A 16,446-nucleotide genomic window follows, 5' to 3' on the forward strand; every position below is an offset into this window, starting at 1 on the left:
CTTTTCTATTATAACAACCAATTATAAGACCAGTGAGTTATTGGTTTTTATCATACCTATGAGTTCTCCGGTTGAAGAGATATTTAGCTTTTTTAATATGTTTCGTCTATGCGTGTCTACGGTATTGGAACTAATATTTAATTTTTCTGCAATGTCTTTACTTGAATAGTTTAAAACCAATAACCTGACAATATCCCGCTCTCTGTTACTTATTCCATTGGAAAGTAATTTTTGCGAAAAATTATTAAAATACTTAGTCTCATATTCCTTGTTTGCATTCAACAATTTGGCGGTAGCTGAAACCTGCATATGTATTTTTGAATCTAAAACCGTGTAATGTGCTAATCCTATAATCGGTTTATCGTTTACATCAAATTCTAAAGGGGTGGTGTTTTGTATAACATTAACATAAACACCTTTGGCGTTTTTAATACGATAATTCCAGGTATAGCTCATATTATGCCTGTCTTCCACCTGAAGATTGTTAAGCGTAAAGTTCATTAACTCATTTAAAGCTTGAAGCCAATACTCAACATCATCTGGATGCATTCTGCTCCAAAAATACCGCATGCCTTGAGTTTTCATGATTCCCATATCTAAACCTAAGCAAGAAAACATGTTTTTACTAATGTATTCGAAGGTTAGGTTTTGAGTATTAGTTATACAAAAAAAGGTGGAACTATAAGGCAGATAGGCATCTAGTTCAATAATCTTATTGATATGTTCTTCTAACGAAGGTTTATCATAAGATTTAAAAATATCTTTGTAAACACTTTTAATATCTTTAACAACCATAGCAATTAATTAAACTTGCTGGCAAGATAAAAAAAATATTAAAAAAACAAATTAAAAGTGGGTCATACTTGATTACTAAAGTGATTCAGTGAAAACCACTCCTGCAAATACATTCGCATACACTTTCAGCGTAGCAGGTATTTTTGTTTAGCAAAATTTAAAAGCACTCTTTGAATTTCACTAAACAAAAATCCCAATGCCATGCATTGGGATTGTAATTGATGTGGGTCATACTGGATTCGAACCAGTGACTTCCACGTTGTCGACGTGACACTCTGAACCAACTGAGTTAATGACCCTAATATTCAGTAAATATATTATTTTTTTGTCATGAATAAACTTATATTAAAAAAACAAAAAAGAATCAACCCCTATTTAATTAAACTCATTACTATGAGCAGAATTAATTATATAAAAAACACATAATTAAATAAAAAAACTAATCAACTTCAGCTTTTTCATTTAAATAGTCCAACTTGAGGTGTCGCAAATAATTTATAACAGCAATTCTATTTTTATATTCTGGATTCAAACAATCAGCCATTTCAGCATCCAGAATAGTTATTACAAAATACCAATGACCATATCTGTCAGTTTCTACCTGTGCACCTTCATCATCTGAATTAGCACCAATCAAGGCTTCAAAAATTACGGGAGTAAAATTTAGATATTTTTCTTCAATCACAACTTCATCATATGAAAGGTAATAATCCTCATCTTCAATTGAAAAAGGTATAAATTTTCCAACATTTCCAGAAATCAAGTCATATTTATGATTCATAAAATTATAAAACGCACCCTCCTCTTTAAGGTCTTCAAAAATAAAAGCATACGTTTTAGGGAGTTTTCTCTTGAACTTTTCAGCAACCTTAATCTCATAATCGTCAATTTTGGGTGCTATTCTTGTCGGGATACAGGAACAAAAAATAAAAAACAGAAAAATTACAGCTACTTGCTTCATCTTTTTTCTTTTAATTATTATTTACAATGAATATACCAATAATTTAATCTATTTAAATGTAATCTAAATTTAAGAGATTCTATATTTTTATATAAAGATTTTAGCAATAAAAAAAAGCTTCCTAAATTGGAAGCTTTTTTATTCTTAAGTGGGCAATGAGGAAATCCTTTTTCACACTAATAATAATACAAAAACATACCAAAAATATTTCTTTTATATGTTTTTACTATTTATTTTATATATATCCAGTGTTATTTATATACATTGATATATGCCATTTCGGAAACATGTCGTAAAAAAATAAGTGTCTAAAAATTTGAATTAAAAGAAAATTATATTTGATTTTTCTTATCCGCCTTCTCTGTTAATATCATCTCAATATAGGCATCTAATCTTTTCTCGTTTTGAATATCATCTTTAAGTAGATATTCTTCAATTCTTTGAATCCTTTTTGTATCCAAAGAATAGAATTCCAAAATATGTATTAAAATGTTATTGGTGACTTCTTTTGCATTGAAAGGTTTTGTAGAAATTACATCAATATCTGTGATTGCTTTTAATGGCTCTTCTCTAACTCGCATAATTTTGAACCCTTCAAATTCTAACTTTTCTGTTTTGAGTTTATCCAAATCACGTTTGTCTTTATGCCAATAACTTCCATCAAATTCAATTCCTAATTTAAGTTCTCTAATATAGATGTCTATTGTCCATAATTTACCTTTTACTCTGGTTTTAAACCCTTTTGGGTTTATCTGAAAAAACTTAATCAATTCAAATGTAATAGAAAGTTCTTGTTTAGATTGAGGGGTAAGTGTACAATATGGACACCCTGTTCCGCTTGATCTATGACCAACACTACACTTCCATTCATGGTCATCACCTTTATTACATTTCCACCATACTTTTTTGTTAGTTCCCAGAACTACATCAAAAGGTGTTAAGTCTCCGTTCTTTGTTGGATGCCACTCTTTTGCTAACTCAGGTTTAATTGTTGCTAAACAATTAGATAAAACTATCTTTTGACCTAAGCAAACGGGACATCCTACACCTTTTGATCTGTGAACAATTCTTGAACACCATTCATGGTCATCACCTTTATTACATTTCCACCATACTTTTTTATTTGAACCAGGCGTTACATTATTAGGAGTTAAATCCCCATTCTTTGTTAAATGCCATTCTTTTGCTAATTTAGGTTTAAGTGTTGCTAAACAATTAGATAGCACAACTTTTAAACTCCTACAAACAGGACATCCTACACCTTTTGATCTATTACTGACTGTAGTATTCCACTCATGGTCATTACCTTTATTACATTTCCACCATACTTTTTTGTTGGAACCAGGGACAACATTATAAGGAGTTAACTTGCCGTTTTTAGTTGGATGCCATTCCTTAGCCAATTCAGGTTTAAGTGTTGCTAAACAATTAGATAACACAACTTTTTGGCCTAAACAAATAGGACACCTATTACCCCTTGATCTATCGCTAACAATAGATAACCATTCATGGTCATTGCCCATATCACATTTCCACCATACTTTTTTTCCGCTGCTTACTGTTATATCATTAGGAGTTAAATCTCCATTTTTAGTTGGATGCCATTCCTTAGCCAATTCAGGTTTAAGTGTTGCTAAACAATTTGACAATACAACCTTTCTGCCAATACAAACCGGGCAACCTTTTAATCTTGATCTATTTTTAACCGACGATTCCCATTCATGATCATTACCCATATCACATTTCCACCATACTTTTTTATGTGTACCCAATGAAACTTCAAAAGGAGTTAAATTTCCATTTTTAGTTGGATGCCATTCTAATGCAAGTTCTGGGTTTACTTCAGCGAGTGAATTTCCTTTAATTGGTTTTCTTGTCATTGAAATTACATAGAGAAGTTAGTGGTGCTGTTTACCCCATAGAACCAAATATAAATGTTTTAATAGTTCTGAAAGGTGACTTTTGTCATAAAATACTTTCAATGAGATAGTTATATTAGGTTTTTAATTACATATTAACTAATTAATATAAACAGTGGAATTTTACAATAAACTAAAATATTATAAAGCTACTAAAAAGATATCCTGGAAAGAGATAGGTGCGGTTATTGATAAAGAGGAGGCTACTATTAGGATTGCGGTTAAAAGAGAATCTTTAAGTGATTTAGAAAAGAAAGAATTAGTAAAAATGCTCTCTTTAGAAAAGGTAGGGGAAATTAATAATACTAAATCTGAATTAGAACTATATAATAGTATTTATAAAAAATTTGAAGCGCGTTTTGAAGTACAGGAAGATAAAATACAGAGTCTTAAGGAAAACTTTAAAATGTTGTATGATCAATTAACTTTTTTACAGAACAGTATTCTGGCAGAAAAAAGACGCGATGGTAATATTGATTAAAAATAATCATACCTTTTAATTTAAATTCCCTCGAATATTTTACAATTAAGATGAGTTTTAATATTAAAATATATGATATTACCTACAAATGCTTCTTATTAAAAAATAAAGATGTCGGGAAAATGTCGGGAAAATGTCGGACAGACCTAAAATAAAAACGACCTAACTTATTGATAATCAATAATTTAAGTCGTTAATTAGTGGGCAATGAGGGATTCGAACCCCCGACCCTCTCGGTGTAAACGAGATGCTCTGAACCAACTGAGCTAATTGCCCTCATAATTGGATTGCAAATATAAAGTAGTTTTTATTATTGCAAAAACTTTTTATGTAAAAAATTAAATTATTTCAGCCACCACAAAAGTACTGCCTCCCACAAATATAAAATCAGTAGGTTTGGCATGAGCCAATGCCGCCTTATATGCTTCATCTACTGAGCCATAAGCACTCCCCTGAAGCCCAAAACTAGTTAAAGTTTGCTTTAATATATTAGCATCCAAACCTCTTGGTATGTCTGGTTTACAAAAATAATAAGTGGCCTTTTGGGGTAATATATCAATTATGCTGTTTAAATCTTTATCATTTACTACACCAAAAACGATATGTAAATTCTCAAAAGCTTCATTTGAGATCTGGTTCATCACATAAGTCAATCCCTCTTTGTTATGGCCCGTATCACAAATGACTTTGGGATTTAAATTTAATTCCTGCCAGCGCCCCATTAAACCAGTATTCCTTTTTACAGTTAGCAAACCTCTCTTTAATTGATTTTGAGAAATGTGATATCCCATTTTCTTTAGTTCTTTAATGGTCTGCACAACTGTTATAATATTTTTTAATTGATAATAACCCTGTAAATCGCTACTATATTTTTCTGACGGGTTCTGATCTGCAAAAATTATTTTAGCCCTATTTTTCTGAGCAGTAGCTCTAAAAACAGGCTCCGTTTCAACTTGTGTTTCACCAATAACTACTGGAACAGAAGGCTTTATAATTCCTGCTTTTTCTTTTGCGATGGCCTCTAAGGTAGACCCCAATAATTGCATATGATCAAATCCTATATTAGTAATTACAGAAATTTCCGGAGTAATAATATTTGTAGAATCCAAGCGTCCTCCAAGCCCCACTTCAATAACCGCAATATCTACTTTTTGTTTTGAAAAATATTCGAATGCCATGCCAACGGTCATCTCAAAAAAAGATAAGGTATTAGCCTCAAAAAATGATTTATTTCTGGTTATAAATCCGATAACAAATTGTTTGCTTACAACCTGTCCATTAATCTTAATACGCTCTCTGAAATCTTTTAAATGCGGTGAGGTGTATAATCCAACTTTATAACCCGCTTCTTGTAAAACAGAGGCTAGCATATGACTGGTAGAACCCTTTCCATTGGTACCGGCTACATGAACCGATTTAAATTTTTTTTCAGGAAAATGTAAATGCTCTGATAACTTTAAAGTATTTGATAAGTCCTTTTTAAAGGCTGAATTACCCTGTCGTTGATACATTGGCAGTTGAGAAAACATCCAATCAAGGGTGTCTTGATAAGTCATTCTAGTTGCTTAATTCAAAATTGACGCTAACAAAACCAATTTGTCGGGTAGGTGCTTTAGAATCAGCTGGCCATTTGTGTGACAAAGCAATTTTCTTTGCTGGCTCTAATAGACATGGTGCTGTATTAGTGGTTCCTCTCACTCCAGGTTCGGCACTTACAACCGAACCATTTTTATCGACCTCAATCTTTACTACAACCATTCCAGATTCATTACACTCCTGTTTAAATATTCTCCTAGTTGGTTGCCCTCTTCCATTTAAACCATAACCTACACCACCGCTTCCTGAACCACCAGAACCAAAATAACTTGGCGCATAGGGATCTCCATCCAATTGGCCTTTATCACCGGCCTTATTGTCATTACCTTCCCCTCCGGTAGCCGTACCTTCAGATTTACTAACGCCTCCAATTAAAGCATCCAGTTTTCTTTTCTTCTCCTCCTGCTCCTGTTTTTCTTTAGCAATTCTATCCGCTTCTGCTTTGGCTTTTGCATCAGCAATGGCTTTGGCATTAGCCTCTACCTGTTTTTGCTTTTTTATAGCAATGGCTTCTTCATTTTCTTGTGTTAAAACTGCTTCTTTTGCTTCGGCAGCTTTTGTAGGTTCTGTTTTGGAAACTTCAGGTTGATATGGTTCATTAATTTCCTTTGGCTCTGATTTTATTGGTTTTAATGGCTGAACATCTCCTTTACCAAAGTCCGTGGTTCCAAAATTTACTGCAACCCCATATTCTATTGGTGGATCCATATAAGGAGCGCCGATCACAAATAATAACAGCACCAGTATAACTGTTATTAATGCTGTTAATTTAGCAGAATTCCTTTCATGTTTCGTTTCTAAAAATTTCATCTAACCTTTAATCATTAGGTTTCACTGCCAGAATAACTTTGAATTTATTTCTATTGGCAATATCCATCACCTTCACAACATTTTCAACCGGCACTGATTTTTCGGCACGCAGAATAACGGTCGGTTTTTCTTCTGAAGAAAGTGCAGCGATCAATTCAGATTCTAAAACACTTTCACCCACGCGTTTTTGATCAATATAATAAGTTAAATCTTTCTTGATACTCACAGCAATTGATTTCTTGTTTTCAGTTTTACCACTGGCCTTTGGCAATAAAATATCAATAGCACTCGTTGAAACCAAAGTAGAAGCAATCATAAAAAAGATCAGTAACAAAAAAACAATATCTGTCATAGAAGACATATTGAATTCCGGTGATACTTTATTTCTTCCTCTAATATTCATACTATGATGGTTCGTTTAAATGATCTAAAAACTCTAAAGAATTTGCTTCCATCTGATACACTACTTTATCTGTTTTTACAACCAAGTGATTGAATGCCATAAAGGCAACAATTCCAACTATTAAACCAGCAACAGTAGTAGTCATAGCGGTGTAGAGTCCACTTGCTAAAACATCCATTTGGATGGTACCTCCAGCATTTGCCAATTCAAATATGGCTAATATCATTCCTATTACTGTACCAAGAAACCCAATCATTGGACCAGCCCCAGAAATGGTAGCCAATATACTTACATTTTTTTCAAGCTGATAGATCTCTAATCTTCCAGCATTTTCCAAAGCGGTGTTAATATCTGCTAATGGTTTCCCAATTCTGGAAATGCCCTTCCCAATTAATCTGGAAACAGGTGAATTCGCCTGTGCACATAAAATTTGAGCCGCATCAATTTTACCATGACTCACATGATCTTTGATTTGATTCATAAAATTTGAGTCAATTTGGGTAGCTGCTTTAATTGCAAACAATCGTTCAAAATAAATATAAATAGCCAAAACAAGCATTAAAAACAACACGCCTATAATCAGCTGCCCTGCAAGACCGCCACTACTAATTAATTCAATTATTGAAAGTGTTTTTTCTACTGATTCTCCCTCTTGAAGTATATCAATGCCTTCTTGAGCATTTTGTATTAATGTATTTAACATATAGTATTTAATTTCTTACCGATTATATAACGTCTTAATTATTTTTAAAGTATATTAAAATAATGTTCTTGTAAACATAAATGCTGCGGCACCTACTAAAAACCCTATTAAGGCTAACCAGGAAATCTTTTTTAAATACCAGAAAAAATCAATTTTCTCCATTCCCATAGCAACAACACCTGCAGCTGAGCCTATAATTAACATACTACCTCCTGTACCTGCTGAATATGCTACAAAATGCCATAATTCATTATCCATTGGTTCTGAGAACATCCCTAAACTGGCAGCCACTAAAGGCACATTATCAATAACAGCAGAACCAACCCCTAATAAGAGAATGACTAAATCTGAAACTCCTGAATGATGCAATTCTGTTCCTAACATCGGCATATTTTCTTTTAAAGAATTGGCAAACTCAAACAATATGCCTAAAGATTCCAGAGCGGCAACCGCCATTAATATCCCTAAGAAGAATAAGATACTCGGTAGTTCAATTTTTGATAATGAATGATGCACAGGACTGTGCAATGCATGCGCATCACTTTCTTCTGAATCAAACACAGTCAAACTAAATTTAGAACTGGTATACATTTCAGCAAATATAGCTACTACACCTAAGGAAAGCATCATGCCAACATATGGAGGCAAATGCGTTATCATTTTAAATATTGGAACAAATACAATAGCACCTAAACCTAAATAAAGCATAGTACTACTGAATCTCGATTTCTTTTTTTCTTCAACTTCTTCTCCATGCTCCAATTCCCCTCTGAAAATTGGAAGAAAAGAGGCAATAACTGTTGGTACTGCCATACATAAAAAAGAGGGTACAAATAAATATCCGATTAAATGTCCTGTACTTACTTTTTTACCAATCCACAACATAGTAGTAGTGACATCTCCTATAGGAGACCATGCCCCACCTGCATTGGCGGCAATAATAATTAACCCGGCATAATAAAGACGAACATCTCTGTCTTTTACTATTTTTTGTAGAATTGAAATAAGAACTATAGTCGCTGTTAAGTTATCTATAATGGCTGATAAAATAAAGGCCAGAATTGAAAAAATCCATAAAATTTTTGTTTTCTTTTTGGTTTTAACAAAGTCTTTTATAGTTGAAAAACCATCAAAATAATCAATGATTTCAACAATAGTCATGGCTCCTAATAAGAAGACCAAAATCTCGGCTGTTTTACCTAAATGGTGCAACAAGGTTTCCTCCATGAGATGCAATTTCTCTTCTCCTGACAGGAGACCAAACCCTTCGAGCATGGTATGTTTAGCAGAATCAAACCATTGTGGAAAAGTTTCAATCCCCAACGAAATTAAAGCCCAACAAATAGCCATCATGACCAACGCCGGTATTAGTTTATCTATTTTTAAACTATGCTCTAAAGTAATGGCTAAATAGCCCATTACAAATACCAAAATAATTGCTGCTTCCATAAATTATACTTAAATGAGTTGGTCTAATGCGATTTCAAATGCGGTCTCGCTAATTCCTGTTTTACTATGTTTTTTATTATATACGTTTTCCAATGCTTCTTTGATTCTATTTGAAGTATCATTAAAAATAGCTTCATCTGTCATTTGTACTTTTCGCTCCATAAAATAAGCAAAAACTCTGGCCATTCCACAATTGGAAATAAAGTCTGGTATTAAACTGACTCTATTATCTGTATGCTCCATTATAGGCCCAAAGAAAATTTCCTTATCAGCAAAAGGCACATTAGCACCGCATGAAATTACTTCTAAACCACTATCAATGAGCTCATCAATCTGATTAATAGTAATCAATCTTGAAGCGGCACAAGGTGCAAATATTTCAGCTTCAAGGGACCATATTTTTTTATTTATTTCTTCAAATGAAATTAAATTCTTACTGACTAATGTATTGCCTGTTTTTGCTAAAAATAAACTTTTTATTTCTTCAAATGAAAATCCTTCTTCATTTATTAAGCCGCCCACGGCATCTATAATTCCAACAATTTTAACGCCCATTTGAGACAGGTAAAAAGCTGCAGCTGCTCCAACATTACCAAATCCTTGAACTATTGCGCGTTTTCCTTCTACATTTCCACCATATATAACATAAAATTGCTTTACTGCCTCTGCTACTCCAAACCCGGTAATCATATCAGCCACCGTGTATTTTCTTGAGACACTTGGCGAATATATTGGGTTCTCAATAACTTTTATAACGCCCTGACGTAATTGTCCTATTCTATTTATTTTATCCGCTTCAGTGGGTTTAAAATGCCCGTTAAAGACCCCTTCTTGCGGATGCCAAACACCACTGGCTTCAGTAATTGGAATTACTTCGTGTATTTCATCAACATTTAAATCGCCTCCAGTACCATAATAACTTTTTAATAATGGAGACACCACTTTATACCAGCGCTCTAAAACCTCTTTCTTTCTTGGATCATTAGGATCAAAATTAATTCCCGATTTAGCACCACCAATGGCCGGACCTGAAACGGTAAATTTAATTTCCATGGTTTTAGCCAGTGATAAAACTTCGTTCATATCAAGACCTTTACGCATCCTAGTTCCTCCACCAGCTGCCCCGCCTCTTAATGAATTTATAACTACCCATCCTTCGGCTTCACTTTCAGAATCCTTCCAGTTAAAAACTATCTCTGGACTCTTATTTTCATACTTTTTTAATAATTCTTTCATCAATTAATATTCAAAACAATTTTATTTAATAAGTTATAAGTTCTACACATTAAATATGAAAGGTCAAAGCTGAGTCATCTTGGAAAGTGATTTAATTATTAATATAACAAATATAAAAAACTATCAACCCTAATGGTTTAATTTTTAAAAAATTTTATTCGTGAAATATGTTGCCGGAACTATGATCATGCCGTGCTCCAGTGACTGATTGTAAACAATTATTTTCTCCTCTTAGTTTTAAAACACCTAAAAAACCAAAAATTAAAGCTTCTTTAAATTCAATGATTTCTTTTGAAGGTATCATAATGGTGTTTTTTGAAAAAGTTTTAATTCTTGACATTAAAAAATCATTGTACACACCACCACCAGTAACTAAGGCAGAAACATGAGTTCTTTTATTTATTTCTTTAGAAATTTGTAGCGCAATATGTTCAATAAAGGTTCTCAAAATATCTTTAAACTCCAGATTAAAAGAATCAATTAATGGAATTATAACCGATTTTACCCATTCTAAACCTAAAGATTTAGGAAAGGTTTTTTTATAATAATCCAGATTATTTAATTGCTCCAATAAATCATTATTCGTTTTTCCTGTCAAAGCAATCCTTCCACCATCATCAAAATCATAACCCAATTGCTTTACATAATAATTTAAAACAATATTAACCGGACATATGTCATATGCAATTCTTTGATTATCCATTTCATAAGAGATATTTGCAAACCCACCAAGATTTAAACAAAATTCGTACTGACAAAACAATAAGGCATCACCTATAGGAACTAATGGAGCACCTTGTCCACCCAACTCAACATCTTGAACTCTAAAATCACAAACAATGGTTTGTTCTAATAGAGAAGCTAAAATTGGTAAATTACCTATTTGATAGGTCATTTTTTTATGCGGTTGATGTAAAGCCGTATGACCATGAGTGCAAATAGCATCAATGTCATTAATATTATACCGAACAATAAAATCCTTTATTTTAGAAGCGAGATATCTTGTATAATCTTCATCTATTTGGCGCAATTCAATTTCTGATAATAACACCAAATCTTTAAGGGTAGTATTCCAATACGCACTGTAAGCGAGGGTCTCTGCATAAAGAATTTGAAAACTCCATTTGGTACCGAAATTAAAAGTGGTGTAAACCAGGTCTATACCATCAAGGGAAGTCCCAGACATCACGCCAATTACTTTATATTGAGATTTTATCATATTCAGTAAAATTAATAATACTCATTGAAAAATTCCTATTAAAAACATATATTTGTGTAGGTTTTTTATCAAATTAATAATTTATTTTTTACTTATGGATTTTAATCTTACCGAAGAGCATATGATGATTCGCGACGCCGCTCGTGATTTTGCACAAAACGAATTACTTCCTGGTGTTATAGAACGCGATGAAACTCAACATTTTCCTGATGAGTTAGTAAAAAAAATGGGGGCTCTAGGTTTTATGGGAATCATGGTAGATCCAAAATATGGAGGTAGTGGTATGGATGCTATTTCTTATGTCCTTATTATGGAAGAATTATCGAAAATAGATGCATCGGCATCAGTCATAGTCTCAGTAAATAATTCATTAGTGTGTTATGGCCTTGAGGCATTTGGAACGGAGGCTCAAAAACAAAAATATTTACCCAAATTAGCCACTGGTGAATTTATTGGAGCGTTTTGTTTAAGTGAACCTGAAGCAGGAAGTGATGCTACTTCACAAAAAACATCTGCTATTGATAAAGGAGATTATTATATCCTAAACGGCACAAAAAACTGGATTACTAATGGCGGCCGCTCCGATGTTTACCTAGTCATTGCTCAAACCGATAAAGACAAAGGGTCACATGGCATTAATGCTTTTATTGTTGAAAAAGGAATGGAAGGTTTTCACATTGGTCCAAAAGAAAATAAATTGGGAATAAGAGGTAGTGATACCCATACATTACAATTTAATGATGTTAAAGTACCCAAAGAAAACCGCATTGGTGATGATGGCTTTGGTTTTAGATTTGCAATGAAAACTTTGTCTGGCGGACGTATTGGTATTGCTGCACAAGCCTTAGGGATTGCACAAGGAGCATATGAACTGGCAAGAAAATATTCAAAGGAACGAAAAGCTTTTGGAACTGAAATTTCAAATCATCAGGCCATTGCCTTTAAGTTAGCCGATATGTATACGGATATTACTGCAGCACGTCATTTAGTGATGCAAGCAGCCTGGGATAAAGACCAAGGAAATAATTATGATGTCTCTAGTGCCGTTGCAAAATTATACGCTTCTAAAGTGGCGATGGAACATACCGTGGAAGCAGTACAAATACATGGTGGTAATGGTTTTGTAAAAGATTACCATGTTGAACGTTTAATGCGCGATGCCAAAATTACTCAGATTTATGAAGGTACTTCTGAAATTCAGAAAATAGTCATTTCAAGAAGTATACTAAGAGATTAATTAAATTGTTTTAAAATTAAATTAGTTCCAATTCATATTGGAATAATGCTTCGCTAGATACTCTTTTAAAATTGCAATATCTTCTTTTGAAGTAAGGTCCGGAACATGCTCTGAAATTGGGATGGCATGAACTGATTTTGAATTATCTTTCACCATATTTAATAAGGCAGTTGGAAGCTCTTTTTCATTTCTTATTTCATTAACAGGGCAATTTTCCACATAATCTGTAAACAGGTTTCCATCAAATTTAAAGATGTTCATACTTACCTGAAGCTTACCCAATTTATCTTTATAAAGCTCCGAATCTTCAATTGAAGGTTTTTCAATAATATCTTTCAAAAAGCCGTTTTCATCAATATATACCAAAGCAAATCTCGCTATTCGTTCCATATTAAATTGCAAGGCATCTCTATCGTAGCTCACGAGCGCATTGTTATGCCTAGAATTGCGTAATTTTTCTAAAGCAATCACAGAATACAAATTATCACTATTGCAAACGGTATATGTTTTAGTTCTTAACTCCGGATATTGTTTTATTGCCTGACTCAAAGCATCCGCTGTACCAAAAGGTTTTTCTCTGAACGCAGGAATATATTGAATGGCATAATTAATTATCAGTCCATGAAAATTATTCCCATTTGATTTATCTCCATAAAACTCCTTTATTAAATTTTCATTTTCACCTATTACAATATATATTCTTTTATAGCCTGCCCTTTTTGCGTTGAACAATAAATAATCCATCACAGGTCTCCCTGTAATGTCCAAACTAATAAGTGATTTGGCCCTAGTATTGGCTTGTATGGCCAAATCATCTCCTAACTCAACATCTGTTGAGTTTTTCATTCGTGATGAGGCACCACCAGCCAAAATAATTATAGTATCATGCATATTTACTAATCCATTAACCTTGCTCCCATATCCACATTCACCTTATATGCCGCCTTGCCTCCCGCATTATTTATAGCTTCTATGACTTTTTGTTCCTTTTCCAATGGCGCAACAGCCACAATACTTCCACCACCACCGGATCCTACAATCTTAACGCCATAAGCTCCCGCTTGAATGGCCTTTGATACCATTTGATCAATTAAAGGAACTGTTATTTTAAGAATATCTTTTAAAACCAAATGATGTTCATTCATTAAAGTTCCCAAATAGCGTAGATTGGGTTTTTCCTTTTTAAACTCATTAAAAGCTTTTAAAGTAATGGAATGGTTTTTAAGTGCTGCAAAAAAATAAGGTCTTAATTCAAAAGGAATATCTTTCTCATAATCTTTATATTCTTCAAGAATGGCGGATTTAATTTCAAATTCCGGATTTTTTAATTTTACATATTCAATCGCTTTTAAGGCATTATCCTTTCTGTTTCCTAAAGTATTTATTGTTTCCTTTTTAATACCAGATTCACCCACAATTAATCCATCCATATTTTTCTGAATTATTTCAAAAGAAGCTCTTTCACTAGTATTAATGAATAAAACATTACCCATACTTATGGTATATTGATCCATTATTCCGCCTGGCTCTTTATGCTCTAAAACTTCAGCTTCATAGGCCATTCTAGCAATTAATTCTACAGTTGTTTCATATGTCGACCCAAAAGCTTCCAATAAAAAACGAATCCAAGCAATTATTAATGCAGATGAGCTTGAAAGACCTGCATTTATGGGTAAATCTCCCGTTATTGTGATATCAAATCCTCTGTCCGGGATACAACCATATCGTTTTAATACTTTTAGTGAAGATGCAAAATAATCTCTTTTTTCTAAATGTTTAAAATCATCATAAATGTCGATGAGGCGTTCTTCTCCAATATCCGGCAACTGAATTTTAAACACAGAAAATGAATTTTCAAAAGCATTAAGACTTATATATTTATTTATTGCACAAGCAATTACGGGTAAACCTAGGTAATCCTGGTGATCACCAAATAAACAAGTTCTACCAGGGGATAATATTTTTATTATTTTGTTATTTTTTTTCACGAGATGTCTAGTAAAGATTCTTAAGTCACTTCAAAATTAATAAGTATCCTTAATCCAGTCATAAGGTTTGCGCTTCATCCACAACCCTCTTGTAAAATCCGGAAAATCCTGAGGTTCCCCGTTATTCTCAATGGAAATTTCAGATAAAGGCGTAATGGCGCTCCAGGCGGCTGCATCGTAAACATCCAATGGTGGCGCAATATTTTGTTTCGCGGATTCTATAAAAGCATTCATCACAAAAAAGTCCATCCCACCATGTCCAGCCCCCATAGCATGTTCACCAAACTTTTTCCATAAGGGATGATCATATTTTTCTAACCATTTATCCGCTTCATCCCATTTATGAGGCTCAGACATTCCTTCAATATACATTCTGTTTCCATCCACTTCCCATAAACCGTTTGCTCCCTGAACCCGAAACCCTAATGAATAAGGACGTGGTAAATTACAATCATGGGTTACAATAATGGTTTCTCCCATGGTTGTTTCAATCATTGAAGTTATAACATCCCCTTGCTTAAACTTGATATTAGCATTTGGATGATTAGCTCCACCATTTTTAACAATATAATTATGTAACCCTATACTTTTTGTTGCATTTGAAGTAATTGACGAGAAACGATTGCCTCTATTAATGTTACACATGGTTGCCATAGGACCAACCCCGTGGGTTGGATAAACATCTGCATTTCTTGCCACTGAATGTTGTGTACGCCATTTTGATTCAGAAATCCCATTTTCACCAAATTCTACGCCTTTTCCATAAGCACTTTTACCATCATTCAATTTAACAAAACGCAAATCATGTTGATATCCACATCTAAAATGTACCAATTCTCCAAACACATTTTGTTTAACCATGTTTAGAACAGCCATAATATCTCGTCGGTAATTAACATTTTCCAAGATCATCAGATGCGTTCCTGTCGATTCATGAGTATTCACTAAATCCCAGCATTCTTCCATAGTATTAGCTGCTGAAACTTCAACCCCTGTATACTTTCCGGCCAACATAGCATCTTTTGACATTCTTGTGTGCCATAACCACGGTGTGGAAATAATTACCGCATCAACATTATCTAAGTTTAATAAATTCCTATAATCAAGCTCATTTTTACCAAAAACTTCTGGTTTTGGTTTATTTAAATCCTTAATTAATTGTAAAGCGAAATCAATTCGTTGAGCATCAATATCACATAGCGCGGTGACTAAAACATCATCTCTTAAAAGCACATTACTCAAATGATTGGTTCCTCTTAAACCAACACCAATTAAGCCTAATTTGAGCTTTTCCTTTTTATTATATTCATTACTACCAAAAGTAAAGCTAGGATATACAGATATACCAGTTCCAACTATCGCTGTCTTTCTAATAAAGTTACGTCTTGAATTTTGTGTGCTCATCAGTCTAATTATTTGTTCCTAAAATTATATTTATTAAATATACTAGAAAAGTTGATAGACTTGAAAAGCCATTTATATCTTTTTCATATAAACCAATCAAATTTCAATAATTAGTTTAGAAAATCATTTATGTTTTTTAGAAAATAATCTGTTTTTTATAGTTTTTAGGAAAGTAAATAACAACAAAAAACCCTTCATAAATAAATATGAAGGGTTTCCAAAAAAGGCAACGACCTACTCTCCCA

The 16,446-nt window shown here is 33.2% G+C and carries 15 protein-coding genes and 2 tRNA genes; 2 read left to right on the forward strand and 15 right to left on the reverse strand.

Features of this window, described 5'->3' with window-relative positions; all coding sequences use genetic code 11:
• Window positions 1-21: 21 nt before the first annotated feature.
• From V8G56_RS14910 to V8G56_RS14925, 4 genes are all read right to left on the reverse strand, one after another.
• Window positions 22-795, reverse strand: a complete 774-nt coding sequence (locus V8G56_RS14910) for a LuxR C-terminal-related transcriptional regulator (protein WP_395439258.1) — start codon at window positions 793-795, stop codon at window positions 22-24.
• 224 nt (window positions 796-1,019) lie between these two features.
• Window positions 1,020-1,094, reverse strand: a tRNA-Val gene (locus tag V8G56_RS14915).
• 140 nt (window positions 1,095-1,234) lie between these two features.
• The gene (locus tag V8G56_RS14920) at window positions 1,235-1,756 is read right to left on the reverse strand and encodes a hypothetical protein (protein WP_395439259.1); all 522 of its coding nucleotides are present in this window, start codon (window positions 1,754-1,756) and stop codon (window positions 1,235-1,237) included.
• Window positions 1,757-2,088: 332 nt separating this feature from the next.
• Window positions 2,089-3,636 carry a zinc-ribbon domain-containing protein gene (locus tag V8G56_RS14925; protein ID WP_395439260.1) on the reverse strand — a complete coding sequence of 516 codons (1,548 nt, stop codon included), beginning with the start codon at window positions 3,634-3,636 and terminating at the stop codon, window positions 2,089-2,091.
• Between the two features lie 154 nt (window positions 3,637-3,790).
• Here V8G56_RS14925 and V8G56_RS14930 point away from each other — a divergent pair, with 154 nt between their 5' ends.
• Window positions 3,791-4,156, forward strand: a complete 366-nt coding sequence (locus tag V8G56_RS14930) for a hypothetical protein (RefSeq protein WP_395439261.1) — start codon at window positions 3,791-3,793, stop codon at window positions 4,154-4,156.
• A gap of 201 nt (window positions 4,157-4,357) precedes the next feature.
• On the opposite strand, the gene V8G56_RS14935 is transcribed toward V8G56_RS14930, so the two are convergent.
• The 8 genes from V8G56_RS14935 to V8G56_RS14970 form a co-directional block, all read right to left on the reverse strand.
• A tRNA-Val gene (locus V8G56_RS14935) sits at window positions 4,358-4,432 on the reverse strand.
• A 62-nt stretch (window positions 4,433-4,494) separates the two neighbouring features.
• A complete protein-coding gene (locus tag V8G56_RS14940; RefSeq protein WP_395439262.1) occupies window positions 4,495-5,712 on the reverse strand; it encodes a bifunctional folylpolyglutamate synthase/dihydrofolate synthase in 1,218 nt (405 codons plus the stop codon).
• 1 nt (window position 5,713) lies between these two features.
• Window positions 5,714-6,562 (reverse strand): energy transducer TonB, encoded by an 849-nt coding sequence (locus V8G56_RS14945; RefSeq protein ID WP_395439263.1) that lies wholly within the window; start codon window positions 6,560-6,562, stop codon window positions 5,714-5,716.
• A 7-nt stretch (window positions 6,563-6,569) separates the two neighbouring features.
• Complete coding sequence (locus V8G56_RS14950; protein WP_395439264.1) at window positions 6,570-6,965, reverse strand: ExbD/TolR family protein; 396 nt, start codon at window positions 6,963-6,965, stop codon at window positions 6,570-6,572.
• A 1-nt stretch (window position 6,966) separates the two neighbouring features.
• The gene (locus V8G56_RS14955; protein WP_395439265.1) at window positions 6,967-7,668 is read right to left on the reverse strand and encodes a MotA/TolQ/ExbB proton channel family protein; all 702 of its coding nucleotides are present in this window, start codon (window positions 7,666-7,668) and stop codon (window positions 6,967-6,969) included.
• A 54-nt stretch (window positions 7,669-7,722) separates the two neighbouring features.
• A complete protein-coding gene (gene nhaD, locus V8G56_RS14960; protein WP_395439266.1) occupies window positions 7,723-9,117 on the reverse strand; it encodes a sodium:proton antiporter NhaD in 1,395 nt (464 codons plus the stop codon).
• Window positions 9,118-9,126: 9 nt separating this feature from the next.
• Window positions 9,127-10,353 carry a Glu/Leu/Phe/Val dehydrogenase dimerization domain-containing protein gene (locus V8G56_RS14965; protein ID WP_395439267.1) on the reverse strand — a complete coding sequence of 409 codons (1,227 nt, stop codon included), beginning with the start codon at window positions 10,351-10,353 and terminating at the stop codon, window positions 9,127-9,129.
• A 154-nt stretch (window positions 10,354-10,507) separates the two neighbouring features.
• The gene (locus V8G56_RS14970; RefSeq protein ID WP_395439268.1) at window positions 10,508-11,572 is read right to left on the reverse strand and encodes an anhydro-N-acetylmuramic acid kinase; all 1,065 of its coding nucleotides are present in this window, start codon (window positions 11,570-11,572) and stop codon (window positions 10,508-10,510) included.
• A gap of 94 nt (window positions 11,573-11,666) precedes the next feature.
• Between V8G56_RS14970 and V8G56_RS14975 the strand changes: the two genes are divergently transcribed.
• Window positions 11,667-12,809, forward strand: a complete 1,143-nt coding sequence (locus V8G56_RS14975; protein ID WP_395439269.1) for an acyl-CoA dehydrogenase — start codon at window positions 11,667-11,669, stop codon at window positions 12,807-12,809.
• Window positions 12,810-12,830: 21 nt separating this feature from the next.
• On the opposite strand, the gene V8G56_RS14980 is transcribed toward V8G56_RS14975, so the two are convergent.
• From V8G56_RS14980 to V8G56_RS14990, 3 genes are read right to left on the reverse strand one after another with little or no spacing between them, the layout of a single operon-like run.
• The gene (locus tag V8G56_RS14980) at window positions 12,831-13,700 is read right to left on the reverse strand and encodes a sugar phosphate nucleotidyltransferase (RefSeq protein WP_395439270.1); all 870 of its coding nucleotides are present in this window, start codon (window positions 13,698-13,700) and stop codon (window positions 12,831-12,833) included.
• Window positions 13,701-13,705: 5 nt separating this feature from the next.
• Window positions 13,706-14,797: a mevalonate kinase family protein gene (locus V8G56_RS14985; protein ID WP_395439271.1), complete on the reverse strand. Its 1,092-nt coding sequence runs from the start codon at window positions 14,795-14,797 to the stop codon at window positions 13,706-13,708.
• A gap of 36 nt (window positions 14,798-14,833) precedes the next feature.
• On the reverse strand, window positions 14,834-16,201 hold the full coding sequence (locus V8G56_RS14990; RefSeq protein ID WP_395439272.1) for a Gfo/Idh/MocA family protein: 1,368 nt from the start codon (window positions 16,199-16,201) through the stop codon (window positions 14,834-14,836).
• Window positions 16,202-16,446: the final 245 nt, after the last annotated feature.

The organism is Gaetbulibacter aquiaggeris (assembly GCF_044003965.1).
Lineage (GTDB): Bacteria > Bacteroidota > Bacteroidia > Flavobacteriales > Flavobacteriaceae > Yeosuana > Yeosuana aquiaggeris.